This is a genomic window from Pseudomonas gebzensis, from assembly GCF_034427815.1.
Taxonomy (GTDB): Bacteria; Pseudomonadota; Gammaproteobacteria; order Pseudomonadales; family Pseudomonadaceae; genus Aquipseudomonas.
This window is the reverse complement of the sequence record NZ_JAXQNS010000002.1, coordinates 177,768-200,799: the sequence shown is the minus strand read 5'-3', so window position 1 is coordinate 200,799 and position 23,032 is coordinate 177,768. Positions and strand designations below refer to the sequence as shown.

Here is a 23,032-nt window from a genome sequence, read left to right as displayed (position 1 = left end):
ACGCAGTATCCGAATCTGGGGGGATTTATAAAAATCAGGGCCGCGTATCATATCCAATTTCGATAAAACTGCACCAGCGCCGTGGCGAGGTCTGGTTGAACGGCCTGTGCTGCGCGCCAGCGCTCGGCCTGCTCGGCCAGCACGTGCCACTGTGGCTGCAGTGCGCGCCAGGCGGCGGCCATGTCCTGATCCATGTTCCACGCACGCCACAGGCCACGCAGCGCATCGCTTGCGGCAGGCGTCAGGCCCTGGCAGTAGCGCGTCAGAAACGCCTCGAGCTTTTCCCAATGGGCGTTCTCTTCCTGTACATAGATATGCCAAAGCAACACGCCACCCGCCCACTGGGCCCGCACGAAGGAATCTTCGCCGCGCACTGCGTTGAAATCGCAGCACCAGAGCAGGCGGTCGTAGTCGTCCTGGCTGACGAACGGCAGCACCTGAACGGTCAAGCCGCCGCGCTGGTGAATGTCGCCCACCGCCAGTTCAGGCTCATTCAGCCAGGCCCGCAGGTCAGCGAGGATGCGTCCTTCCGGCACCAGCACATGGCAGGTCTGCGGGCCCTCGGCCATCGCCGCGAGCCAGGCGCCGAGCTGTGGGTTTTCATAGGCGAACAGCGAGATCAGCCGGGCGTCAGTGGCGGGTCGCACACCCAGCGCCTGCAGGAACTGCTGGCGCGCCGAGGCATCGGCGGCGAAGGCCGCGCGCCGTGCCAGCAACGATGCTTCACGCAGCAGCCCGCCAGTACGCGGGGTAAAGCCCGGGAAGAAGAACCAGCGGCGCAGGCCGTTGGCTTGCGGCGAGGCCAGGCCATGACACCCGTCGACCCAGGCTTCAGCGCTCAGGTACTCGAGATTCAGCCAAAGCGCAGGTGTGGCACGGGTCCGCAATGCTTCGACGTAAGCCCCCGGCAAGCTGCAACCAAAGGCGCCAATCACCACCTCGGCGGGCGCTACCTCGGGCCAGGGCGACGACCAGCGCAACACCTGCACACCCTGCTGGTGTTGCGCAGCGGCATCCGCTTGCGCTTCCGGGCACAGGCGCACGAAGGCCGACAGATCATCCACCCACAGCCGCACGGTCAGGTCGTGCTCCTGAGCCAGCTGGCGGGCCAGGCGCCAGGTCACGCCGATGTCGCCGTAGTTATCGACGACCGCGCAGAAAATGTCCCAGGTGGCGTTCACATCCACTCCCTTCAGCGTGCCAAAAGCGCCTGATTTTGCGGGCATAACGGCAGACACGGAAGCACAGCGCTGAAAAATCTCTCACCTGCATGCGACAATACCGACCTCTCTGCCCCTGACCAGGAGCCCGACATGGCCCACGACCGCGCGTTGAGCATCACCCTGACCCCCGTGCAGTTCATTCTCTGCCTGGCCTTGGGCCTGTGGCTGGGCGCCGTGGCCATCGGCGCGACCGCCTGGTTGGCCGTGCAGCTCTGGCCGCAGCACATGGCGCCGTGGGTGCAGGCCGTGCAACCCCCGGCCGCCGTCGCGCCTGCCGCGCAAGACGCGCAGCAGGTGATGTTCGAGCGCTATGAGCAAAACGTGCAGCGCCAGCAAGCACGGCAGAACAGCGAGGCGGCGGCGGCCAACCCCCGCAATCTCGACAACCCCAAGTGCCAGTTCTGGCTGCAACAGGATCGCACCGCGCCGACTGCCAGCAGTCAGGCCCACGTATTGGAATTTTGCAACTGACCATGGATAAACCTGCCCTGCTGGCCTGCATCATCACCGCCCTTGAGGCAGACGCCGAGGCCTTGCGCCTTGCCGCTCAGACCGCCTACGAAACGGCAACCGCCGAAGAAAACATCGCCGAAAACAAGTACGACACCCTGGGCCTGGAGGCTTCGTACCTGGCCACCGGCCAGGCCCGACGCGGTGCCGAGATTCGCCAGGCGCTGCTCACCTATCGCCAGTTGCAGCTGCGCGCCTATGACGCGCTGCGCGGCATCGAGGTCAGCCACCTGATCGCGGTGGAGTCAGCCCAAGGCGCCGTGCAGCGTTTTTTTCTCGGCCCTGACGCCGCTGGCCTCAAGATCGGCCAGGGCGATCAGCTGATCACCGTGATCACCCCGCGCTCACCACTGGGCCAGCAATTGCTGGGCAAGCGCATCGACGACGAGGTGACACTGCCGGCGCAGACCCTGCAGGTGATCGACGTCACCTGAAGCCGGCCCGCCGCCACCACCCCTTTCTTCCGCCTAACCCGAGACCTGCGATGACTACCGCACCTCCCAGTCGCGCCCTGATCCTGCTGATGGCCACCGCCATCGGCCTGGCCGTGGCCAGCAATTACTATGCCCAACCGTTGCTGCACAGCATTGCCGAACAGTTCGGCCTGAGCACGGTAGGCGCCGGCAGCATCGTGGTCACCGCCCAGCTCAGCTACGGCGTTGGCCTGCTGTTACTGGCGCCGTTGGGCGACCTGTTCGAGCAGCGGCGGCTGATCGTGATCATGATGATCATTGCCACCCTGGGCCTGATCATCAGCGCCTGCGCGCCGAGCCTGCCGTGGCTGATCGTCGGCACGGCGCTGACCGGGCTGTTCTCGGTGGTGGCGCAAGTGCTGGTGCCGATGGGCGCAGCGCTGAGCGACCCGGCGCAGCGTGGGCGCACGGTCGGCACGCTGATGAGCGGCCTGCTGCTAGGCATTCTTCTGGCCCGCACTGCCGCAGGGCTGAGCGCCGAGCTGGGCGGCTGGCGCAGCATCTACGTGCTGGCGGCGGTGCTCATGGCAATCACGGCGCTGGCGCTGTACCGCGGCCTGCCGCGCCATCAGCAGTCGGCCGGGCTCAGCTATCCGGCGCTGATCGGCTCGGTGTTCCGCCTCTTCGTGGAGGAGCCTGTGCTGCGCGTGCGCTCGCTGCTGGGGCTGCTGTCGTTCTGCATGTTCGCCCTGTTCTGGACCCCACTGGCCTTTCTCCTGGCGCGCGAGCCGTATCACTTTTCCGATGCGGTGATCGGACTGTTTGGCCTGGCCGGAGCGGCCGGCGCGCTGGCCGCGAACTGGGCCGGCCGGCTGGCGGACCGCGGCAAGGGCGCACTGGGAACCACCGTGGGTCTGGTGGCGCTGCTGCTGTCGTGGATTCCATTGGGCTTTGCCGAAACGTCCCTGGTGGCGCTGATCCTCGGCGTGCTGGTACTGGACCTGGCGGTGCAGTTGGTCCATGTGGGCAATCAGAACGCGGTGATCGCCCTGCGACCGCAAGCGCGCACCCGGCTCAACGCCGGCTATATCACCTGTTACTTCATCGGCGGCGCACTGGGTTCGCTGCTCGGCACGCAACTGTTCCAGTGGCGCGGCTGGGAAGCCATCGTCGCGGCGGGGCTGCTGGTCGGGCTGCTGGCGCTGCTGGTGTGGTGGCGCGGCGCACGGCGCGAACGCTGCATGGGGCAGCCAGCCCAGGATGCGCAGGGGACGTCCTGAGACGACGATCAGGCCAGGCGAAAACAGGCAGAGGTGCTGAGCCGATAAGCCGCCCCAGGGCGCGTGCGACCGCACTGCAGTACATGGCTTTTCAGAGGCCTGGCGCCCCGGCCCGTTTGCAACGCAGTCTGCGTCCAATCGCGGGGCTTTGCGTACAAGCCCTGAGGTTCAGCCCCCGAACGGCCGTCGCCCGGGGACTGGGCGGCGACCTGCGATTCGCGCCAGGCGGTCCCCATCTGGTGCTCGATCAGCGCTGTGCATGATTCCCGACTCGCCACAGTTGACCGACTCCACCTCGTCTACGCGGCACAGTGCAGGAGGCGCGCGGCCTGACAGTCGCGGGCACTCAAGTGCATATGGGCAATTCAACGGGCATGCATGAACGTGCCGCCTGCGCTGGGCGATTCAGTTCAACGTGCTCCATGGCCGCGCTTGGGTACGGTTTGCAGGACACTGGCAGGCCGATAGGCCTTGTTCGTGGCAGCCGGACCACCCGCGCATGGCTATTGCCTGTCGGATCCAGGGCCGGTCAGCCCCTCACCCGTGCAGCGCCGCCAGTACCCCACTGGCGATTTGCGCATCCTGCACCGCGACCCCCGTGAGGTCAGCCAGCGTGATCTGCTGATCATCGGTTCTGCCCTGCCCCGTGCCGGCCAGCAACGCGCCGAGCTCCAGCAACTGCTCGCGCCTGATCAGGCCGGCGGCGAGCGCACCCGCGACCTCGCCGTAGCGACAACACTGGTCGAGCGAATCCACCACCAGACGATCGGCCCGCGCCACCAACGCCACGTCCAGTTCCTGCTTGCCCGGCGCATCGGCGCCCACGGCGGTGATATGGGTGCCTGGGCGCACCCATTCGCTGCGCAGGAGCGGTACGCGCGAGGGCGTGGTGCAGACGATCAGGTTGGCCGCATCGGCGACCTGTTCGGGGGTTGGCGCCAGTTGCACCGCGTAGCCCAGGGTGCGGGCGAAATCGGCATAACCCTGCAGCTGATCCTGGCCCCGAGCCCAGGCCACCAGACTGCGGCAGGGGTTGGACGCGTGCAGTTGTTCAAGTTGCAAGCGGGCCTGCGTCCCGCTGCCCAGCATGCCGATGGCGTGCACCTCACGCGGCGCCAGAAGGCGCGCAGCGATGCGCCCGGCCAACGCGGTGCGCAGCCCGGTCAACCAGCCTTCGTCCTGCAACAGCGCCAGCGGCCGGCCAGTGCGCGCGCACAGCACCAGCATCAGGCCATCGTTGCTGGCCAGGCCAAGGGCCGGGTTGTCGTAGAAGCCGGTGGACACCTTCACGGTGAAGGTGTCGCTGCCCTCGACATGGGCCGACTTGATGCAGCAGTCGCCATTGGCCTGGGCGAAGGCAAACGCCTGCACTGGCGGCACCTGCACCTGACCTGCGGAATAAGCGATGAAACCGTGCTCGATTCGCGCCAGCGCGTCGTCGATATCGAGGTGGGCCATGATCTGCTGCCTGGCGAAGACCTTCACTGGATCGCCTCCAGGAACTTCTCCAACAGAATATTGCGCCCACAGATCACTGCCGCCACGCGTTTGCCCTGATAATCCGGCGCCAGCTGTTGCAGGCCCGCCACCGCCACCGCCGCGGCGCCTTCGATGATCCAGCGTTCGCTGCTGGCCACCTCGCGCATGGCCGCCTTGATCTGCGTTTCGCTGACCAGCACGGTACGGGTGATCAGTTGCTGGCACAGCGCGAAGGTGATGCTGTCTGGCTCCACACCACCTGCAGTGCCGTCGGACAACGTCTCCTCCTCGTCCATCTCGATGATCCGGCCGGCTTCCAGCGAGCGTTGCAGGGTAGGCGCGTTGGCAGGCCAGCAACCGATGATCTCCACCGAGGGATTGAGCGCCCGCAGTGCTGCGCCGATACCAGAAATCATGCCGCCGCCGCCCACCGCCACGAACACCGCGTCGAGCTCGGGCGCCTGCTCATGCAGTTCCATGCCGATGGTGCCCTGGCCGGCGATGATCTCTGCGTCGTTGTAGGGCGAGATGAACGGCTTGCCTTGCGCCCGCGCCTGGCGCGCGGCTTCCAGCTCGACACCCAGTGGGTCGAGGCCCAGGCAGATCACCTCGGCGCCCAGGCTGCGCATGGCCTCAAGCTTGTAGGCCGACGCCGAAGTGGTGGTGTAGACCGTGACCGGCACCCCGAGCACTTGCCCGGCCAGCGCCAGCCCCTGGCCATGATTGCCGGAGGACGCGGTAATCACACCCCGACCACGCTGCGCCTCGGGCAGCAGCCGCAGCTTGTTGCTGGCCCCGCGGAACTTGAACGAGCCGGTGTGCTGCAGGTGTTCACTTTTCAGGTACACCTCGCAGCCGGTCTGGGCAGACAAGCGTGGGCTGAAACTGAGCGGCGTGGTGGCAACCGCAGGGCGCAAGGCGCGGTGAGCCTGGGTGATGGCGGTGGACAAGGCATCGAGCGACGGGGCTGGCAAGGGCATGGGCAGGTTCCAGAAACGAAAACGATTGTGGACTATAAATCCAATATGGACTTTATATCTACAAATGAAATGTCTGCTTTGCTTGCCGTGCCGCGTGAAGCGTTTAGCGCAGGGCCAATGCGTCAAGGGTCGGAAACTTCGCCTGGGCGTTTCTAGCCCGGCAAACGCCTACCCGCGCAGGGCCTTGAGGTATTTGTAGACCGTCGCTCGCCCCATTTCGAGCACGTTGGCAATGTAGTCGGCGCTGCTGCGGGCGTCGAAGGCGCCTTCGGCGAACAGCGCTTCGACCAGCGCACGTTTGTCTTTGGCGCGCAGGGTACGCAGGGAAAGGTTGTGCTGCTCCAGCCAGGCTTGCAGAAAAGTGTTGATACGCTCCTGCCAGTCGTTCTTGAACAAGCCTTCAGGCTGCGGTATCACGCGTTGCAGCTGGAAGAAAGCGGCCAACGCCTGGTGCGCCTGCTCCAGCACAGAGACATTGAAATTGATGCACAACAGGTACTCTGGCTGGCCCTCGGCATCGCGCAGCACAGCACTGATGGAGCGGACCTTCTGCCCGTCCCAGTTGAGCTTTTCATACGGGCCCAAGGTGTCGGCGTGCTGGAAATCGTCCAGGGCATCATCCAGCGCCGAGTCATCGCCCGGGCTGCGCTTGGAAAAGTTGTTGGCAATGTGCAGCACCGTTTGGCTGGCGATGTCATGCACGATCACCTCCGCGTGCGGATAGAACAGCGCAGCGATGCTGTCGGCGATGGCGGTGTAGTTGGCGAGCAGGGTCATGGTGGGTCAGCATTGGCAAGTGGGACGGGAGACGGGGCAGTCTGCACAGAAAAGTCTCGATTTTCGATCACGCGGTGTGGCACACCCTTCCAGACCCCTGGCCGCCCTTCCAAGCGCGCTCGACGTGAGCCTGTCGGTACAGGTTCAACGGTCGTTATGGCCCAGGTCGCGTTCGGGGTCGATCACATCGCGCACCCGCTGCTTGAGTACCTTGGCCTCGGGGAAGCCACCGTCGGCCTTGCGCTCCCACAGTGGCTTGCCATCACAGGTGATGACGAAAACGCCTCCGGTGCCAGGCTTCAAGGTGACGCCGCCCAGCTCGTCGCCAAAGGTACTGAGCAGCTCCTGAGCCAGCCAGGCGGCGCGCAACAGCCATTGGCACTGGGTGCAGTAGGTGATGACGATAGCCGGCTTGCTGGGCGACATGCGAAAACCTCGGTAAGACATAGATTGGCGCGGCTGGCAGCACACCCCTTGCGATTGATTCAGGAGCGCTCGAGGTTGTCCAGAATCTTGGCGTGCACGCGCATGCACAGTTCCAGTTCAGCCTCGTCAACACCGCTGAACAATTCAGCGCGCAGGGCATTGGCGATGGTTTCGATCTGCTCGATCAACGGCTTGGCTGGCGGGCACAACAGAATTTTCTTCGCCCGGCGGTCTTCCATGACCGCTTGGCGGCGCACCAGCCCCTGGGCTTCGAGGCTGTCGAGCAAGCGTGCCAGGGTCGGCCCTTCGACACCGACGTTCTGCGCCAGCTCGCGCTGGGTCGGCGCGTCTTCGAAACGGGCCAGGTGCAGCAGTACCAGCCAGCGCGCCTGGGACAGGTTGAGCCCGGCCAGCCGGCGATCGAGTTCCGCACGCCAACCCCGTGACATCTGTGCAAGCTGCATGCCGAAGCGGTGTTGGTTGTCGGTGAGTGGCATAGTGAGTCAATCCAGTGAACTGCTTTGGAGGCTTTGTACGAGGCGCCTTGAGAAAGGGTCATGCTGCGGTGGAACAGCTGGGGCACTTTGCCAGACCTTTGTCTCAAGCCTGCTCGTACAAAGCAAAGTGGAGGTCATCATGCCCTGCGCGTCGGCACAAAGCCAACGCGCCAGCCGGCGACCCTAACGCCGAGCGCGGTGTCGCGCCTACACCTCGAACTCGGCGGCCAGGGCGGCGCGTACGCAGTACAACACCCCTTCAGGCAGACGCCCTTCAAACTGCGCGGCCACTGCCGACACCGGCGGCAACTCGCCCTCGCCGTCAAGGAAGGCATCCTGGATTTCGGCCATCAGGTCTTCGGGCAGGTCAAGGGCCTGGTCCAGGCTCAGGGCCTGGCTGCCCAGCGCTTCGGCCAGCAGGCTGTAGACATTTTTCTCGCTGCAATCGAGTTGTCCGGCAATCTGCGACGGCGTCATGCCGGCGCGGGCCAAGCTGACCAGTTCGTGACGCAGGTCGGTGACCACCGCAGGCGCTGGCGCGGTATCGCCGCCATTGAGCACTTCGAGAAAGGCCTGGCCGTAGCGCTCCAGCTTGCGCGCGCCCACGCCGCTGACCTGGCCCATCTCATGCAGGCTGGTGGGCTGGCTGCGGAGCATTTCAAGCAAGGTGGAGTCAGGGAAAATCACATAAGGCGGCACGCTGTGCTCTTCGGCCAGCTTGCGCCGCAAGGTGCGCAACGCTTCCCACAGCTCGCGCTCCTCGCCCCGCACCAGCTGGCTGGCGGGGCTGCCACCGGAGGTTTTGGCCACGGTCTGCGGCTTGAGGTCGCGGCGTAGTTCCAGGTTCACCTCACCCTTGAGCAAAGGGCGGCAGCTGTCGGACAGACGTAAACCGCCATAGCCCTCCAGGTCGATGTCCACCAGCCCGCGCGCGACCAGTTGGCGGAACAGGGAGCGCCATTGAGCTTCGTCGCGGCCCTTGCCGACGCCGAACACCGAGAGCCGCTCATGGCCGAAATTGCGCACTTTTTCGGTGTCTTTGCCCAGCAGCACGTCGATCAAATGGCCCACCCCATAGCGCTGACCGGTACGGTACACGGCAGACAGCGCCTGGCGCGCCGCTTCGGTGGCGTCCCAGGTCTGCACGTTGTCGACGCAGTTGTCGCAGTGCCCACAGGGCTGTTCGAGCACTTCATCGAAGTAGGCCAGCAGCGCCTGACGGCGGCAGCGCGTTTCTTCGCACAGCGCCAGCATGGCATCGAGCTTGTGCTGTTCGACGCGTTTGTGACGCTCGTCGCCTTCGGAGTTCTGCAGCATCTGCTTGAGCATGACCATGTCCTGCAGGCCGTAGGCCATCCAGGCGTCAGCGGGCAAGCCATCACGCCCTGCCCGACCCGTCTCCTGATAATAGGCCTCGAGCGATTTGGGCAGGTCGAGGTGGGCGACGAAACGCACGTTGGGCTTGTCGATGCCCATGCCGAAGGCAATGGTGGCAACCATGATCAGCCCTTCCTCGTTGAGGAAGCGGCGCTGGTTGGCAGCGCGTGTTTCAGCAGGCAGGCCGGCGTGATAGGGCAAAGCCGGGAAGCCTTGGTCGCACAGGAAGGCTGCGGTTTCATCGACCTTCTTGCGCGACAGACAATAAACGATGCCGGCATTGCCGCGGCGCTCACCGAGGAAGGCCATCAGCTGCTTGCGCGGCGATTCCTTGGGCACGATGCGGTAGAAGATATTGGGCCGGTCGAAGCTCGACAGAAAGCGCTCGGCGCCGTGCAGGTGCAGACGCTGGACGATCTCTTCGCGGGTGCGCATGTCGGCCGTTGCGGTCAGGGCGATGCGCGGCACGTGGGGGAACAGCTCGGCGAGCTGGCCGAGCTGCAGGTATTCAGGACGGAAATCGTGACCCCACTGCGACACGCAGTGCGCCTCATCGATGGCAAACAGCGACACATCGAGCCCGCGCAAAAAATCCAGCATGCGCTGCTGCACCAGGCGCTCCGGTGCCAGGTAGAGCATCTTCACCTCGCCGCGGCGCAAGCGCCCGGCCAGCTCGCGCTGCTGATCGGCATTGAGCGTGGAGTTCAGCGCCGCCGCCGCAACACCAAGCTCGCTGAGCGTGGCAACCTGATCGTCCATCAGGGCGATCAAGGGCGAGACCACCACCGTCAGGCCCGGACGCAACAGCCCCGGCACCTGGAAGCACAATGACTTACCACCACCGGTGGGCATCAGCACCAGCGCGTCGCCGCCATTGGCCACGCAGTCGATGATTGCCTCCTGGCGCCCTCGGAAGCTGTCGTAGCCGAAGATGTCCTTGAGGACGCGCTGAGCCTGTTCGAGCATTTGCCACTCCATAAATCGCTGTACCGTTCGGCCGACAGGCTGGACGATAATCCCGCCCCGCACACCCGCGAATGCGTAAGCGGCTTTTGCCGGGCCGCGTGAAACGTGACTCTGGCATGAAAAACGGCAGATTATACCTGAGCTGCCCCTTTGGCAGGGGCGCCGGTGACAGACGTCTTCCTTTGCCTCGGATGTGTTGCAAGGTGCTAGAATTCCCCATCGTCAAATCCTCAAGGTAACCCCTCCAATGTCCTTCGCCGAGCAACTCACCCGCCTGCAAGCCTTCCTTGATGCCGATGAGCTGCACGAGGAAGCGCTGGACTACGTCGCCGCACACGGCTACCTGACTGCGCTGTCGATCAGCGCCGAAGACGTCCCTGAGCGTGAATGGATCGACGCCCTGTTCGCCGAAACCCCCAAATACGCCAGCGACGCCCAGCACATCGAAGTCGAAGCCACCCTGGTTGCACTCAAGGCCCACATCGCCCGCCAACTGGCCAGCGAAGAAGACTTCGAGCTGCCCTGCGACCTCGACCTCACCGACGAGCCGGATGACTCCGAGCTGCGCGGCTGGTGCATCGGCTTTATGGAAGGCGTGTTCCTGCGCGAAGAAATCTGGTTCGAGAACGCCGAAGACGAAGTGAGCGAAATGCTGCTGCCGATCATGGTCGGTTCTGGCCTGTTCGACGAACAACCCGAGTTCGCCGACATCGCCAGCAACGCCAACCTGCAGGACGACATGATCGTGCAGATCCCCGAAGCACTGACCGCGCTGTTCCTGCTGCTGCACGCTCCGGACGAAAAACCAGCCCTGCTCAAGCCTCGTCACCACTGATCGCGCCATGCGCTACCTGTTGCTGGCCATCGGCTGGCTCAGCGTAGCGCTGGGTGTGGTCGGCATCTTCCTTCCGGTGCTCCCCACCACCCCGTTTCTGCTGCTGGCTGCCGCGTGTTTCGCGCGCAGCTCGCCGCGCTTTCATCACTGGCTGATCCATCATCCGCAGCTGGGCCCATGGATTCGCGATTATCTGGGTGGCCAGGGCATCCCGCTCAAGGGCAAGGTCTACGCCATCGGCCTGATGTGGGCCAGCATCCTGTTCTCGTGCTATCTGGTGCCGCTGTTCTGGGCGCGGGCGTTCATGCTCACCAGTGCCGTGTGCGTGAGCCTGTACATCCTCAGGCAAAAAACCCTGCGCAAAGGGGGCTGAGGGCCAGTCAGGTCTGCCTTCAGGCTCGGTCGATCGATCCTGCCGCCCATCACCCCTGCCAATCCCCCACCATTCCCGCGCCTGTCACACACTTGTCGATCACCTGATCGCACGCTATCAAGGGAAACCTGTCCATCAGAAACGCTGGTCGTCTGCTTTACATCACCAGCACCCTATTCACTGTCCAAGGACCTCCCATGACCCAGAGCAACCGCCGCTTCCTGCTGACCAAACGCCCCTCTGGCGCCGTACAGCGTGAGGACTTCACCTTCGAGCAGGCGCCCCTCGAGGCCCCCGCCGACGGCCAGGTCCAGGTCAAGAACCTCTACCTCTCACTCGACCCCGCCATGCGCGGCTGGATGAACGAGGGTAAGTCGTACATTCCACCCGTGGGCCTGGGCGATGTGATGCGCGCACTGGGCGTCGGTGAAGTGGTCGCCTCCAGCCATCCGGACTACAAGCCCGGTGACCATGTCGGTGGCACACTCGGCGTGCAGGACTACTTCACAGGCAAGCCCGAAGGGCTGCAGAAGATCGATCCAAACCTGGCGCCCCTGCCCCGTTACCTCTCCGCGCTGGGCATGACCGGCATGACCGCCTACTTCGCCCTGCTCGAGGTCGGGCAACCGAAGGCCGGTGACACCGTGGTGATTTCCGGCGCAGCCGGCGCGGTGGGCAGCATCGCCGGGCAAATCGCCAAGCTCAAAGGCTGCCGCGTGGTCGGCATTGCCGGCGGCCAGCAGAAATGCCAGTACCTGATCGATGAGCTGGGCTTCGACGGCGTCATCGACTACAAGGCCGAAGACGTGCTCGATGGCCTGAAGCGCGAGTGCCCCAAAGGCGTCGACGTTTACTTCGATAACGTCGGCGGTGAGATTCTCGATGCGGTGTTGTCGCGCATCAACTTCAAGGCCCGCATCGTGATCTGCGGCGCCATCAGCCAGTACAACAACAAAGAGGCGGTCAAAGGCCCGGCCAATTATCTAGCGCTGCTGGTCAACCGCGCGCGCATGGAAGGCTTCATCGTCTTCGACCACCTGAAAGACTACGGCAAGGCTGCAAAAGAAATGGCTGGCTGGCTGGCCAGCGGCGAAGTGAAGAGCAAGGAAGATGTGGTCGAGGGTCTGGAAACGTTCCCCGAAACCCTGCTCAAGCTGTTCAACGGCGAGAACTTCGGCAAATTGGTGCTGAAGGTCTGACCCACCTCGTGCAGCGGTAACGCTCAGTAAAAAGGGCCGCACCCAGGTAATGGGTTCGGCCCTTTTCAGTGGGGGATCAGGGGCTGAGCCTCAGCCGCGAATCTCAGCCACCACCGCCGCCAACGCCGCCGCGGGGTCCGCCGCCTGACTGATGGGCCGACCGATCACCAGGTAATCCGACCCCGCCTGCAACGCCTGGCGCGGCGTCAGAATGCGCCGCTGATCATCCTGCGCGCTCCCGGCCGGACGAATCCCAGGCGTCACCAATTGCAGCGACGGATGCGCAGCCTTCAGCGCCGTCGCCTCCAGCGCCGAGCACACCAGGCCGTCCATGCCAGCCTTCTCGGCCAACGCTGCCAAGCGCAGCACCTGCGTCTGCGGCTCGACATCCAGGCCGATTCCGGCCAGGTCTTCCTGCTCCATGCTGGTCAGCACCGTAACGCCAATCAGCAACGGTTGCGGGCCGCTGCGCGCCGCTAGCACCTCGCGGCACGCCGACATCATGCGCAGGCCACCGGAGCAGTGCACGTTGACCATCCACACGCCCATCTCGGCGGCGGCCTTGACTGCCATGGCCGTGGTGTTGGGGATATCATGGAATTTCAGGTCCAGAAATACCTCGAAACCCTTCGCACAGAGCGTCTCGACGATGCCCGACGCACTGCTGGTGAACAGCTCCTTGCCCACCTTCACCCGGCACAAGGCAGGATCAAGCTGGTCGGCCAGTTTCAGGGCAGCATCACGGGTGGGAAAATCCAGGGCGACGATCAGGGGCGTCTGGCAGGCGGACATGGTCAGGTCTCTTGGCAAGTCGGAAACGGCGCGCATTGTAAACGAACTCACTGCCGCTTGGGGCGCCGAGAATCGGTGGCTGGCCGACGGCTACAAGGGAACCAATCCCCTTGGCGCCCGCTCAACATGCCATACGAGCCACACTCACCCCGCCCTCAGGAGAACGACAATGCCCTGGTATGCCTGGCTTATCCTACTCGTCGCCATCGGCTCGATCGCTGGCGGCCTGATGATGCTGCGCGACACTGCGAAAAAAGTGCCCTTGACCGAAGAGCAACTGAAGAAAGTACATGAACGCAACGCGGTTGCCGATGTACAGGATGCTCGCGACCGCTGAGCCGCTTTCTTCCACACCCTCAATAGAAACGGGCCGCTCTATGCGGCCCGTTCCGTTGGGGGTGTCAGCGTGCCATGCGGATCACTTCACGCTGATCTTGTCCCGATTGCGCTCGAGCAGCGCACTGCCGATGCCCTTGATTTCCAGCAGCTCATCCACCGAGGTGAACGGCCCCTGGGCTTCGCGGTAAGCAACGATGGCCTCGGCTTTGGCCTTGCCGATGCCGGCCAGTTCTTTCTGCAAAGTGGCCGCGTCGGCGGTGTTGAGGTCAAGCGGGGTGGTCACTTCGTTGGCATGGCCGGGCATGTCGCTGGACGTGCTCAGTTCGCTGGCCAGCTTGGGTGCGGTAGCGTCGGCAGGGAGGCTGTTGGCGGTGGCACCAAGGGAGAACAGCAGGCCGGCGGCCAGGGGAATCAACGGGGCGAAGAAGGATTTGCGCATCGGTAAAGCACTCCTGTGCAATGCGGTAGGCATGGGCCCGATATGGGCTGCGACATAACCGTAGCGGCACAAGCGGTATTGGAGTAGCACGCTTTTACGGGGAATGGTTACTGGATCAGTCATCTGATTGAGCGGGTCGAAAAGGCGCACGAGTCAAAGAGCTGGCAGCGATTGACGACTTCAGAATTGCAGCACGCAGCACGTGCAATAGCGCGAAAGACGTCTATCTGACAATTGCAGCTCAAGCCTTCGATCCTCACTTCAAGATGGAGATCAGTGCATACCGCCACATGGAAAGTTAACCGGTCGCAGTAAATACTTGTAAAATCCCGACCAAGCCGGCGGACACCGCGCCATTGCATGGATAATCACGCACTGGCCACCCGTCTCACACGCTTCAGCACAGAGCCCACCATGATCAAGATCGCCCCACACATCGACTGCTCGAACACCGCACCCTTCGTTCTGTTCGGCGGCATCAACGTACTCGAGTCCGAGTCACTCGCCCTGACGGCGTGCGCAGAATACGTGCGCGTCACCGAGAAACTCGGCATTCCCTACGTGTTCAAGGCGAGCTTCGATAAAGCCAACCGCTCGTCGATCCACTCCTACCGAGGCCCAGGCCTGGAAGAAGGCCTGCGCATTTTCGAAAAGGTGAAAGCCGAGTTCGGCGTTCCGATCATTACTGACATCCACGAAATCCATCAGGCTGCACCGGTCGCAGAAGTCGCGGACGTGCTGCAGTTGCCGGCTTTCCTGGCTCGGCAAACCGATCTGGTGGTGGCGCTGGCCAAAACCGGCAAACCCATCAACATCAAGAAGCCGCAGTTCCTCAGCCCGTCGCAGATGCAGAACATCGTGCAGAAGTTCAAGGAAGCCGGTAACGACCAGCTGATCTTGTGCGACCGCGGGACCTGCATGGGCTACGACAATCTGGTGGTCGACATGCTCGGCTTCGGCGTCATGAAGCGCACCTGCAATAACCTGCCGATCATCTTCGACGTTACCCACGCATTGCAGAACCGCGATCCGTCCGGCGCTGCCTCCGGTGGTCGTCGCGAGCAGGTGGTGGATCTTGCCCGCGCAGGTATGGCCGTTGGGTTGGCGGGGCTGTTCCTGGAAGCGCATCCGAACCCGGATCAGGCGAAATGCGATGGGCCGAGCGCGTTGCCGCTGGACAAGCTGGAGCCATTCCTGGCGCAGATCAAGGCGCTGGATGATTTGGTGAAGTCGCTGCAACCGCTAGCGATCGATTGATGCGCCACCCGCCGCGGGCGTGAAGCTTGAAACGTTCATCGAGCATGTTGCAGGGCCGAGCGATCGGCCCTTGACGCAACGCCGTGGTGCAACGCAGGCCCGGCTGCCAACGCGGCCACGCCGCTAGCCGGCAAGCGCGCCCTGCGCCTCAGCCCTCCCGTCCCGCATACTGCAACACCACTTCCAACGGATGGCGCAGTTGCTTGTGGCTCATCCGCTTCACCTGGCTGCGGCACGAATAGCCGGTCGCCAAGGCCTCGCCTTCCTTCTCCAGGTTCGGCGCCCAAGACTGCTCGAAGATGGCGTGCGAGGTCTGCTGGTTGCGCGCTTCGTGGCCATAGGTGCCGGACATGCCGCAGCAGCCGGTGGCTTCAGTCACCAAACGCAGGCCCAGTCGCGTGAACACCTGTTCCCACTGGCGGGTACTGGCCGGAACGTTGGTCTTTTCCGTGCAGTGCGCCATCAAGCGGAAGTGACCGGCGTGCGTGACGGCCTGTTCGGGCAGCGCCTGCACCAGCCATTCCTGGGGTAGCAACACGGTGGGGCAGTTCTCCAGGCCCGGCACCTTGGTGTACTCCTGGCGATAGACCAGGGTCATTGCCGGGTCCAGCCCCACCAGCGGCACGTCGCAGTCGGCCAGTGCCTTCAACTGCGTGGCATTGCGCACGGCGGCCTTGGCGAAGGCGCCAAGGAACCCTTGCACGTGCAACGGCTTGCCGTTGGCACTGTAGGGTGCGAGGAAGACGCGGTAGCCCAGGCGCGTGGCCAGTTCGATGAACGACGCCAACAGCGGGGTCTCGAAGTAACGGGTGAAGGCGTCCTGAACCAGCACGATGCTGCGCGCACGCTGCGCCGGGGTCAGTTCGCGCAAGGCCGGCACACTGGCCACAGCCACTCGGCAACGGCTCAGCGTGGCCTGGAAGTTGAAGCGGCTGAGCAGCGGGCTGTCGACCATACCCACGCCGCTTTGCAGCAGACGGCTGATCCACTTCGACCCCATCACCGCGTTGTACAGCCCCGGCGCGTGGGCCAGGTACGGCACACTGAATTCCAGCGAGCCGATCAGATAATCGCGCAGCGGGCGCTGGTAGCGGCCGTGGTACAGCTCAAGGAAACGCGAGCGGAAGTCCGGCACATTGACCTTGATCGGGCACTGCCCCGCGCAGGATTTGCACGCCAGGCAGCCGGCCATGGCGTCATACACCTCGTGGGAAAAGTCGGCTTGGCCCTGACGCTGTGCCCAGCTGTTGCGCAGGCGCTTGGGCAAGCCTGTGAGCCAGGCCAGCTTGCCTCGGCTGACCGCCAGCACATCGATGTTCGCCGCACCTTGCAGGCGCAGCCATTCGCGAATCAGCGAGGCGCGGCCTTTGGGCGAGTGGCGACGCTCGCGAGTGGCTTTCCACGACGGACACATGGCGTCGTTGGGGTCGTAGTTGTAGCAGGCGCCGTTGCCATTGCAGTGCACGGCGCTGGAAAAGCTCTGCCACACACGCTCATCGATGCTGCGGTCCAGATCGCCGCGCAGGGTCACGCCATCGACTTTGGTCAGCGCGTCGAGGCTGTTCAGTGGGGTGCAGATCTTGCCGGGGTTGAGCTGGTTGTGGGGGTCGAACGCAGCTTTGAGCCGCTGCAACGACGGGTACAGCTCGCCGAAGTATTCGGGCACGTATTCCGACCGCAGGCCCTTGCCGTGCTCGCCCCAGAGCAGCCCGCCATAGCGCTTGGTCAGCGCAGCCACGGCGTCGGAAATGGGCTTGACCAGCGCGGCCTGGGCCGGGTCTTTCATGTCCAGCGCCGGGCGTACGTGCAGTACGCCGGCATCGACGTGGCCGAACATGCCATAGGCCAGGCCATGGCTGTCGAGCAGCGCGCGGAACTCGGCAATGTAGTCGGCCAGCCGCTCGGGCGGCACGGCGGTGTCTTCGACGAAGGGCTGTGGGCGTACCTCGCCTTCGACGTTACCGAGCAGGCCCACCGAACGCTTGCGCATCACATACACGCGGGTGACCGCCTCGGCACCTTCGGCCAGGGTATGGCCCAGGCGCTCGACACGGGTATCGCGTTGCAGGTGCGCGACAAACGCCGCCACCCGCGCGTTGACCTCGGCAGCGTCATCGCCGCAGAACTCCACCAGGTTGATGCCCAGCGTCGGCCGCTCGGGGTGCTCGGGGAAGTATTCGGCCACGCTGTGCCAGACGATGTCCTTCATCGCCAGCAGCAGCACCTTGGAGTCCACGGTCTCGATCGACAGGGGTTTGTGCGCCATCAGCGCATTGGCATCGCGCAGCGCGTCCATGAAGCTGGCATAGCGCACATTGACCAGCACCGCGTACTTGGGGATCGGCAGCACGTTGAGGGTGGCTTCGACCACATAGCCCAGCGAGCCCTCGGCGCCGCACAGCACGCTGTTGAGGTTGAAGCGGCCTTGCCCATCACGCAGGTGCGCAAGGTCATAGCCGGTCAGGCAGCGGTTGAGCGTGGGAAAGGTGCGCTCGATCAGCTCGCCCTGGTTCTGCTCGATGTCGCGCGCCACGCGGTACACCTCGCCTGCGCGACCGGGGGCCGCACAGGCGGCCTCCAGCGCGGCGTCATCGATGGGCCCGGTGTGCAGACGCTGGCCGCCGAGCAGCACAGTGTCCAGGGCCAACACGTGGTCGCGGGTCTTGCCGTAGGTGCAACTGCCTTGGCCGCTGGCGTCGGTGTTGATCATGCCGCCGAGGGTGGCGCGGTTGGAGGTCGACAGCTCTGGGGCGAAAAACAGCCCATGAGGCTTGAGCGCGGCGTTGAGCTGGTCCTTGACCACCCCGGCCTGGACCCGCACGCGGCGCTGCGCGACGTCGATTTCGAGGATGTGGTTCATGTGCCGCGACAGGTCGACGAGGATGCCGTCGGTCAGCGACTGGCCATTGGTGCCGGTACCGCCGCCACGCGGGGTGAGGCGAATGTCACGAAAGCGCTCTTCGGCCATCAGCGTGGCGACCCGCGTGACGTCCTCGGCATCCAGCGGGAACACCGCGGCCTGCGGCAGGCGTTGGTAGATCGAGTTGTCGGTGGCCAGCACGGTACGGGTGCCGTAGTCGGCGCTGATCTGGCCACGAAAACCACTGCCGCGCAGGGCGTCGAGGAAGGTGCTGTAGTGCGCGGCGGGCGCTTGGGCGGGTAACGGGGCGATCATCGGGGATGGCCTTCTAATAAGAGCGGTTCACGGTCGAGGGACACGGGCGGGTCAATGCCCTGTGGCGAATCATTGTCATTTGCGCATGAGTACTGCGTGATGGAATGACGAGCAAGCCAATGTTCCTGTAGTTTCGCGCCTAGGGCAAACGGATATTCCTGCCGCTATCGATGAGTTTTATGAATGAATTACCGCCACCTTACGCCGTCCATGTCATTGCTGCTGGCCTTCGAGGCGGCTGCCCGGCACGAAAGCTATACCCGCGCCGCTGTCGAGCTGTCACTGACCCAGAGCGCGATCAGCCGCCAGGTGCAGGCACTGGAGCAGCAACTGGGGCTGACACTGTTTCGTCGCGAGGGCCGGCAAGTGCAGTTGACCGATGTGGGGCGCCTGTACCAGCGCGAATTGAGCGAAGCGTTGGGGCGCATCCGCAGCGCCACCTTGCAGGCCCTGGCGCACCAGTCGGGTGTCGGCACTCTGCGCCTGGCCACCTTGCCCACGTTCGGCTCGAAATGGCTGCTCCCCCGACTCAATACGTTCTATGCCGACCACCCTGGCATGCTCGTGCACATCCACTCGCGAATCGAGGCGATCAATTTCGACACCAGCGAGATCGATGCCGCCATCGGCGTGGCCCATCACGACCTGCCCGGGCTGGTCTGCCATCGCCTTCACGCCGAGGAGCTGGTGGTGATCCTGCCGCCCGCTGCGCTGGCCGAGGCTGAGCCATGGACGCCGCAACGGATCAGTCAGCAGGTGCTGCTGAACGTGGCCAACAATCCCCACGCCTGGGGCGAATGGTTCTCCCACCAGCACCTGGCGCACCGCACCATGCGCCTGGGACCAAGCTTCGAGCTTACCTCGCACTTGATCCAGGCGGTGCGCGCCGGCATCGGCATTGGCCTGGTCCCACGGGTGCTGGTGCAGGACGAGCTGGACAGCGGCGACCTTTGCACCACCGGTGTCCCGTTTGCCAGCCAGCGCAGCTATTACCTGATCTACCCACCGCGCAACGAGAATTTGCCATCGCTGCGGGCGTTTCGGGGGTGGTTGTTGGCGCAGTTGTGAGAAGCGCTCGGGTGCACAGCTAGCGCCTGCACCCAGCGAAGACCCCCACCTTCGAGCCTCAGCCCTTGACGGAAGACCGCTCGATTCGCCCTGGCGCTTGACGCGACTTCAACCAGTAACAGCCGAACATCACCAGCAACCACACCGGAATCGCATACACCGAAATACGAATCCCCGGGATCAACAGCATGATCCCCAGAATCAGCAGCACGAACGCCAGGCACAGATAGTTGCCGTACGGATACCACAGGGCCTTGAACAGCGGCGTGCGCCCGGTGCGATCCAGGTGCTGACGGAATTTCAGGTGCGAGTAGCTGATCATCGCCCAGTTGATCACCAACGCCGCCACCACCAGCGACATCAGCAACTCCAGTGCCTGTTGCGGCATGAAGTAGTTGAGCAACACGGCAATCAGGGTAAAGGCCGCCGAGGCCAGAATCGCCGCCACGGGCACGCCGCGCCGGTCGATCTTCGCCAGGCGCGCAGGCGCATCGCCCTGCTCGGCCATGCCATACAGCATCCGTGCGTTGCAGTAGGTGCCGCTGTTGTAGACCGACAACGCCGCAGTGAGCACCACGAAGTTCAGCAAGTGCGCCGCGACATCACTGCCCAGCAGCGAGAACACCTGCACGAACGGGCTGCTGCCATAGCTGCCACCGGAGGCATCGATGCTGGCGACCAGCGTGTCCCATGGGGTCAGCGACAGCAGCACGATCAGCGCACCGACATAGAAGATCAGGATGCGATAGATCACCTGATTGATCGCTTTGGGGATGACCTTGCGCGGCTGATCGGCCTCGGCGGCAGTGAAACCCAGCATTTCCAGGCCACCGAACGAGAACATGATGATCGCCAGGGCCATCACCAGCCCGCTGATGCCGTTGGGGAAGAATCCGCCATGGCTCCACAGGTTGGTCACCGTAGCCTCAGGGCCGCCGCTGCCGCTGGTCAGCAGCCAGGCGCCTAGCGCGATCATGCCGACGATGGCGACCACTTTGATGATGGCGAACCAGAACTCCGCTTCACCGAACACTTTCACGTTCATCAGGTTGATGGCGTTGATCAGCACGAAGAAGCCGGCGGCCGATACCCAAGTCGGAATTTCCGGCCACCAGTAGTGCACGTACTTGCCCACCGCCGACAGCTCGGACATGCCGACCAGGATGTACAGCACCCAGCAGTTCCAACCCGACAGAAAGCCTGCGAAACCACCCCAATAAGTGTGGGCGAAATGGCTGAACGATCCAGCCACGGGCTCTTCGACGATCATCTCGCCGAGCTGGCGCATGATCATGAAGGCGATGAAGCCGCAGATGGCATAGCCAAGGATCATCGACGGCCCGGCAGACTTCATCACCCCGGCCGAGCCGAGGAACAGGCCGGTACCGATGGCGCCACCGAGGGCGATCAATTGGATATGACGGTTTTTCAGGCCACGCTTGAGTTCGCCTGACTGCGAGTTGTGTCCACTCATGAACGGAGTCACCTGCTTGTTTTTATCTGTGACGGAATCGGACCCACCGCGCTCGTGGCGCAGCGGAATGGGCAAGGTGGTTACCTTGATTTACTGGACGCAGCACCGCCGGGGCGGTCAGCTGGAAATCAGCAAAATTGCGCGAGGCGCGAAGGGGTCACAGATAAAACGCGGCGCCCTGTATACCCCTGCGAACGCGCAGACGTCAACGCGTCGCGTACTTTCCGGTAAGAAAAGCGCAACGATCCTGAAGGGATGGCCTGACAAGGCGAAGTGATGGGCGTACATAGCGCCTCCAATTGTTGTTTTATCTGCTCGAATCGACGAGTGATTGGACACGGCAATGGCACCAGTTCAACGCGACTGGGGCGTTGCGGCAATGGCAGCAACGGAGGCTGGCGATCACCATGCAGAGGCATTTGGCAGGATTTATTTACAGGCGTGAGCACTCAACCAAACGCTGAGGAAAAATCGCTCTAATCCGTAAGGTTTTTTTTACAAGCTGGTGTAAATAGTTTCCAGCACGAATCAGAAATACCCTTCAGCTCTTCCAAAGCCGCACGCCAGAGCCCTCGCCTGTGCGGCAACCGCCCGGGACAACGAAGGATCTGTGCGAACGGTCTTGAGACCCCGCTCAGGCAAGGCCGATGGCGGCCGCGTAAAAACCGGTGAGCCAAGGCCGGGGGCGCGCCCGAGCCTACGGTGATCCGTCAGCATCTCGACCCTGCTCTCAACGCAGCATGAGCGAGTATCGAGGCGTCTGGCAGCGAGCCTGGAAACGCAAAAGGCCGCATTGCGCGGCCCTTTGTTTCGATCAATCGGCGCGCCTCGCGTCAGAGGCGGCCACGCGCGATCAGTCGCGGGGCTTGCCGCGACCACGCCCAGCGGGCTTGTCGGTCTGTGGCTTGCCGGTACGCTTGCGCATCTCGCTCGGGCGCTCGGCCACGGCGCTGCCGCGATCTTTACGCGGGGCGTCTTTGCCAGCCGGGCGGGCCCCGCGCTCGGGCGCTGCCTCTTGCGCCGGGCGCAGGCTGCGCACGCGCTCGTTGCGGGCCATCGGACGGCTCGACTTGCGCTGCAGGCGCTCAAGCTTTTCCTTGGCCTTGAGGTTCAAGGTCGGCAACTTGACCGGCTGCAGGCCCACTTCGTCTGCCAGGATGTCGATCTCGCCCTGGCTCATTTCGCGCCAGCGGCCCATCGGCAGGTCGGAATTGAGGAACACCGGGCCGAAGCGCACGCGCTTCAGGCGGCTGACCACCATGCCCTGGGATTCCCACAAGCGCCGCACTTCGCGGTTGCGACCTTCCATCACCACGCAGTGGTACCAGTGGTTGAAACCTTCGCCACCGGGGGCTTTCTTGATGTCGGTGAACTTGGCCGGGCCGTCTTCGAGCACCACACCGGCCTTGAGCCGCTCGAGCATCTCGTCGTCGACTTCGCCACGCACACGCACGGCGTATTCACGGTCCATTTCGTAGGACGGGTGCATCAGCCGGTTGGCCAGCTCACCGTCGGTGGTGAACAGCAGCAGCCCGGTGGTGTTGATGTCCAGACGACCGATGTTGATCCAGCGGCCTTCGCGTGGCTTGGGCAGGCGGTCAAACACGGTGGGACGGCCTTCAGGGTCGTCACGGGTGCAGATTTCGCCATCGGGCTTGTTGTACATGATCACGCGGCGGGTCGCCTCGGCGGCTTCCTCGCGCTTGATCAGCTTGCCGTCCACGGCAATGGCATCGTGCAGGTCGACGCGCTGGCCCAGGGTGGCGGGCTTGCCGTTGACCTTGATGCGGCCTTCGCCAATCCAGGCTTCGACGTCGCGGCGCGAGCCCACGCCGATACGGGCCAGGACTTTCTGCAGCTTTTCGCCAGAGGGCGGGACGGGTTGGGATTCTTGCAGGTCGTTGTCGCTCATGGGGCACCTCCCGGTGTGGTCATGACAATCGAATGGCGACTGATGCGCCAAGGGGGCGCGCATTGTAGGGGGATTGTGGGAGGAACGCACGGGGTGTCTGTCGGAATTTTTTCTTGCGGGGGCTTGTGGCAGGTGTGCTGTTCAGTGGCTGGCAGTGCCAGGGAGACGTCGACAGCTAAAGGGCTGCCAATCAAGCCGCGCAGCCTCTCGCCGCGCGCGCCTGCACGGCAGCGCTGAGCCC

At 63.9% G+C, this 23,032-nt stretch carries 22 protein-coding genes; 10 read left to right on the top strand and 12 right to left on the bottom strand.

The features are described 5' to 3' along the window. Nucleotides 1–47: 47 nt before the first annotated feature. Entirely contained in the window at nucleotides 48–1,181 is a 1,134-nt protein-coding gene (gene earP / locus SJI00_RS05005; protein WP_322460646.1) for an elongation factor P maturation arginine rhamnosyltransferase EarP, read from the bottom strand. Between the two features lie 132 nt (nucleotides 1,182–1,313). On the opposite strand from earP, the gene SJI00_RS05000 reads away from it, so the two are divergent. The 3 genes from SJI00_RS05000 to SJI00_RS04990 are packed head-to-tail and all read left to right on the top strand — an operon-like array spanning nucleotide 1,314 to nucleotide 3,426. Then, nucleotides 1,314–1,694 carry a hypothetical protein gene (locus SJI00_RS05000; RefSeq protein ID WP_322460645.1) on the top strand — a complete coding sequence of 127 codons (381 nt, stop codon included), beginning with the start codon at nucleotides 1,314–1,316 and terminating at the stop codon, nucleotides 1,692–1,694. Nucleotides 1,695–1,696: 2 nt separating this feature from the next. Beyond that, complete coding sequence (locus SJI00_RS04995) at nucleotides 1,697–2,167, top strand: transcription elongation factor GreAB (protein WP_322460644.1); 471 nt, start codon at nucleotides 1,697–1,699, stop codon at nucleotides 2,165–2,167. A 50-nt stretch (nucleotides 2,168–2,217) separates the two neighbouring features. Continuing rightward, on the top strand, nucleotides 2,218–3,426 hold the full coding sequence (locus SJI00_RS04990; RefSeq protein WP_322460643.1) for an MFS transporter: 1,209 nt from the start codon (nucleotides 2,218–2,220) through the stop codon (nucleotides 3,424–3,426). Nucleotides 3,427–3,963: 537 nt separating this feature from the next. Here SJI00_RS04990 and SJI00_RS04985 read toward each other — a convergent pair. The 6 genes from SJI00_RS04985 to recQ all read right to left on the bottom strand — a co-directional run bounded on the left by SJI00_RS04985 (nucleotide 3,964) and on the right by recQ (nucleotide 9,928). Continuing rightward, nucleotides 3,964–4,911 (bottom strand): ornithine cyclodeaminase family protein, encoded by a 948-nt coding sequence (locus SJI00_RS04985; RefSeq protein WP_322460642.1) that lies wholly within the window; start codon nucleotides 4,909–4,911, stop codon nucleotides 3,964–3,966. Then, nucleotides 4,908–5,885: a threonine/serine dehydratase gene (locus SJI00_RS04980; protein ID WP_322460641.1), complete on the bottom strand. Its 978-nt coding sequence runs from the start codon at nucleotides 5,883–5,885 to the stop codon at nucleotides 4,908–4,910. The genes SJI00_RS04985 and SJI00_RS04980 overlap by 4 nt, the downstream gene beginning before the upstream one ends. A gap of 168 nt (nucleotides 5,886–6,053) precedes the next feature. Next, nucleotides 6,054–6,662 carry a helix-turn-helix transcriptional regulator gene (locus SJI00_RS04975; protein WP_322460640.1) on the bottom strand — a complete coding sequence of 203 codons (609 nt, stop codon included), beginning with the start codon at nucleotides 6,660–6,662 and terminating at the stop codon, nucleotides 6,054–6,056. A 144-nt stretch (nucleotides 6,663–6,806) separates the two neighbouring features. Next, complete coding sequence (locus SJI00_RS04970; protein WP_322460639.1) at nucleotides 6,807–7,088, bottom strand: Rdx family protein; 282 nt, start codon at nucleotides 7,086–7,088, stop codon at nucleotides 6,807–6,809. 59 nt (nucleotides 7,089–7,147) lie between these two features. After that, nucleotides 7,148–7,585 carry a MarR family transcriptional regulator gene (locus SJI00_RS04965; protein ID WP_322460638.1) on the bottom strand — a complete coding sequence of 146 codons (438 nt, stop codon included), beginning with the start codon at nucleotides 7,583–7,585 and terminating at the stop codon, nucleotides 7,148–7,150. A 207-nt stretch (nucleotides 7,586–7,792) separates the two neighbouring features. After that, a complete protein-coding gene (recQ, locus tag SJI00_RS04960) occupies nucleotides 7,793–9,928 on the bottom strand; it encodes a DNA helicase RecQ (RefSeq protein ID WP_322460637.1) in 2,136 nt (711 codons plus the stop codon). Between the two features lie 247 nt (nucleotides 9,929–10,175). Between recQ and SJI00_RS04955 the strand changes: the two genes are divergently transcribed. From SJI00_RS04955 to SJI00_RS04945, 3 genes are all read left to right on the top strand, one after another. After that, on the top strand, nucleotides 10,176–10,763 hold the full coding sequence (locus SJI00_RS04955; protein ID WP_322460636.1) for a YecA family protein: 588 nt from the start codon (nucleotides 10,176–10,178) through the stop codon (nucleotides 10,761–10,763). Nucleotides 10,764–10,770: 7 nt separating this feature from the next. Further along, complete coding sequence (locus SJI00_RS04950) at nucleotides 10,771–11,136, top strand: YbaN family protein (protein ID WP_322460635.1); 366 nt, start codon at nucleotides 10,771–10,773, stop codon at nucleotides 11,134–11,136. A gap of 197 nt (nucleotides 11,137–11,333) precedes the next feature. Continuing rightward, nucleotides 11,334–12,335, top strand: a complete 1,002-nt coding sequence (locus SJI00_RS04945; protein ID WP_322460634.1) for an NADP-dependent oxidoreductase — start codon at nucleotides 11,334–11,336, stop codon at nucleotides 12,333–12,335. A gap of 90 nt (nucleotides 12,336–12,425) precedes the next feature. Here SJI00_RS04945 and pyrF read toward each other — a convergent pair whose 3' ends face one another. Continuing rightward, nucleotides 12,426–13,127, bottom strand: a complete 702-nt coding sequence (pyrF, locus tag SJI00_RS04940) for an orotidine-5'-phosphate decarboxylase (protein ID WP_322460633.1) — start codon at nucleotides 13,125–13,127, stop codon at nucleotides 12,426–12,428. 169 nt (nucleotides 13,128–13,296) lie between these two features. Here pyrF and SJI00_RS04935 point away from each other — a divergent pair, with 169 nt between their 5' ends. Continuing rightward, nucleotides 13,297–13,464 carry a DUF2897 family protein gene (locus tag SJI00_RS04935; RefSeq protein WP_322460632.1) on the top strand — a complete coding sequence of 56 codons (168 nt, stop codon included), beginning with the start codon at nucleotides 13,297–13,299 and terminating at the stop codon, nucleotides 13,462–13,464. Between the two features lie 81 nt (nucleotides 13,465–13,545). Here the strand turns inward: SJI00_RS04935 and SJI00_RS04930 are convergent, their stop codons facing one another. After that, the gene (locus tag SJI00_RS04930; protein WP_322460631.1) at nucleotides 13,546–13,905 is read right to left on the bottom strand and encodes a ComEA family DNA-binding protein; all 360 of its coding nucleotides are present in this window, start codon (nucleotides 13,903–13,905) and stop codon (nucleotides 13,546–13,548) included. A 414-nt stretch (nucleotides 13,906–14,319) separates the two neighbouring features. On the opposite strand from SJI00_RS04930, the gene kdsA reads away from it, so the two are divergent. Beyond that, complete coding sequence (gene kdsA, locus SJI00_RS04925; RefSeq protein ID WP_322460630.1) at nucleotides 14,320–15,162, top strand: 3-deoxy-8-phosphooctulonate synthase; 843 nt, start codon at nucleotides 14,320–14,322, stop codon at nucleotides 15,160–15,162. 148 nt (nucleotides 15,163–15,310) lie between these two features. On the opposite strand, the gene ydiJ is transcribed toward kdsA, so the two are convergent. Beyond that, on the bottom strand, nucleotides 15,311–18,337 hold the full coding sequence (gene ydiJ / locus SJI00_RS04920; protein WP_322460629.1) for a D-2-hydroxyglutarate dehydrogenase YdiJ: 3,027 nt from the start codon (nucleotides 18,335–18,337) through the stop codon (nucleotides 15,311–15,313). A gap of 183 nt (nucleotides 18,338–18,520) precedes the next feature. On the opposite strand from ydiJ, the gene SJI00_RS04915 reads away from it, so the two are divergent. After that, nucleotides 18,521–19,405 (top strand): LysR substrate-binding domain-containing protein, encoded by an 885-nt coding sequence (locus SJI00_RS04915; RefSeq protein WP_322460628.1) that lies wholly within the window; start codon nucleotides 18,521–18,523, stop codon nucleotides 19,403–19,405. 58 nt (nucleotides 19,406–19,463) lie between these two features. Here the strand turns inward: SJI00_RS04915 and SJI00_RS04910 are convergent, their stop codons facing one another. Beyond that, nucleotides 19,464–20,879 carry an amino acid permease gene (locus SJI00_RS04910; protein WP_322460627.1) on the bottom strand — a complete coding sequence of 472 codons (1,416 nt, stop codon included), beginning with the start codon at nucleotides 20,877–20,879 and terminating at the stop codon, nucleotides 19,464–19,466. On the opposite strand from SJI00_RS04910, the gene SJI00_RS04905 reads away from it, so the two are divergent. Then, on the top strand, nucleotides 20,878–21,156 hold the full coding sequence (locus tag SJI00_RS04905; RefSeq protein WP_322460626.1) for a hypothetical protein: 279 nt from the start codon (nucleotides 20,878–20,880) through the stop codon (nucleotides 21,154–21,156). The genes SJI00_RS04910 and SJI00_RS04905 overlap by 2 nt on opposite strands. A 576-nt stretch (nucleotides 21,157–21,732) precedes the next feature. Here the strand turns inward: SJI00_RS04905 and rluB are convergent. Further along, nucleotides 21,733–22,791 carry a 23S rRNA pseudouridine(2605) synthase RluB gene (rluB, locus tag SJI00_RS04900; protein WP_322460625.1) on the bottom strand — a complete coding sequence of 353 codons (1,059 nt, stop codon included), beginning with the start codon at nucleotides 22,789–22,791 and terminating at the stop codon, nucleotides 21,733–21,735. Nucleotides 22,792–23,032: the final 241 nt, after the last annotated feature.

What these genes read in the sequence shown, in the direction of transcription:
- SJI00_RS05000 (WP_322460645.1), top strand. Translation starts at nt 1,314, where the DNA reads ATGGCCCACGACCGCGCGTTGAGCATCACCCTGACCCCCGTGCAGTTC.
- SJI00_RS04995 (WP_322460644.1), top strand. Translation starts at nt 1,697, where the DNA reads ATGGATAAACCTGCCCTGCTGGCCTGCATCATCACCGCCCTTGAGGCA.
- SJI00_RS04990 (WP_322460643.1), top strand. Translation starts at nt 2,218, where the DNA reads ATGACTACCGCACCTCCCAGTCGCGCCCTGATCCTGCTGATGGCCACC.
- SJI00_RS04980 (WP_322460641.1), bottom strand. Translation starts at nt 5,885, where the DNA reads ATGCCCTTGCCAGCCCCGTCGCTCGATGCCTTGTCCACCGCCATCACC.
- SJI00_RS04975 (WP_322460640.1), bottom strand. Translation starts at nt 6,662, where the DNA reads ATGACCCTGCTCGCCAACTACACCGCCATCGCCGACAGCATCGCTGCG.
- SJI00_RS04970 (WP_322460639.1), bottom strand. Translation starts at nt 7,088, where the DNA reads ATGTCGCCCAGCAAGCCGGCTATCGTCATCACCTACTGCACCCAGTGC.
- SJI00_RS04965 (WP_322460638.1), bottom strand. Translation starts at nt 7,585, where the DNA reads ATGCCACTCACCGACAACCAACACCGCTTCGGCATGCAGCTTGCACAG.
- recQ (WP_322460637.1), bottom strand. Translation starts at nt 9,928, where the DNA reads ATGCTCGAACAGGCTCAGCGCGTCCTCAAGGACATCTTCGGCTACGAC.
- SJI00_RS04955 (WP_322460636.1), top strand. Translation starts at nt 10,176, where the DNA reads ATGTCCTTCGCCGAGCAACTCACCCGCCTGCAAGCCTTCCTTGATGCC.
- SJI00_RS04950 (WP_322460635.1), top strand. Translation starts at nt 10,771, where the DNA reads ATGCGCTACCTGTTGCTGGCCATCGGCTGGCTCAGCGTAGCGCTGGGT.
- SJI00_RS04945 (WP_322460634.1), top strand. Translation starts at nt 11,334, where the DNA reads ATGACCCAGAGCAACCGCCGCTTCCTGCTGACCAAACGCCCCTCTGGC.
- pyrF (WP_322460633.1), bottom strand. Translation starts at nt 13,127, where the DNA reads ATGTCCGCCTGCCAGACGCCCCTGATCGTCGCCCTGGATTTTCCCACC.
- SJI00_RS04935 (WP_322460632.1), top strand. Translation starts at nt 13,297, where the DNA reads ATGCCCTGGTATGCCTGGCTTATCCTACTCGTCGCCATCGGCTCGATC.
- SJI00_RS04930 (WP_322460631.1), bottom strand. Translation starts at nt 13,905, where the DNA reads ATGCGCAAATCCTTCTTCGCCCCGTTGATTCCCCTGGCCGCCGGCCTG.
- kdsA (WP_322460630.1), top strand. Translation starts at nt 14,320, where the DNA reads ATGATCAAGATCGCCCCACACATCGACTGCTCGAACACCGCACCCTTC.
- ydiJ (WP_322460629.1), bottom strand. Translation starts at nt 18,337, where the DNA reads ATGATCGCCCCGTTACCCGCCCAAGCGCCCGCCGCGCACTACAGCACC.
- SJI00_RS04915 (WP_322460628.1), top strand. Translation starts at nt 18,521, where the DNA reads ATGAATTACCGCCACCTTACGCCGTCCATGTCATTGCTGCTGGCCTTC.
- SJI00_RS04905 (WP_322460626.1), top strand. Translation starts at nt 20,878, where the DNA reads ATGAACGGAGTCACCTGCTTGTTTTTATCTGTGACGGAATCGGACCCA.
- SJI00_RS04910 (WP_322460627.1), bottom strand. Translation starts at nt 20,879, where the DNA reads ATGAGTGGACACAACTCGCAGTCAGGCGAACTCAAGCGTGGCCTGAAA.
- rluB (WP_322460625.1), bottom strand. Translation starts at nt 22,791, where the DNA reads ATGAGCGACAACGACCTGCAAGAATCCCAACCCGTCCCGCCCTCTGGC.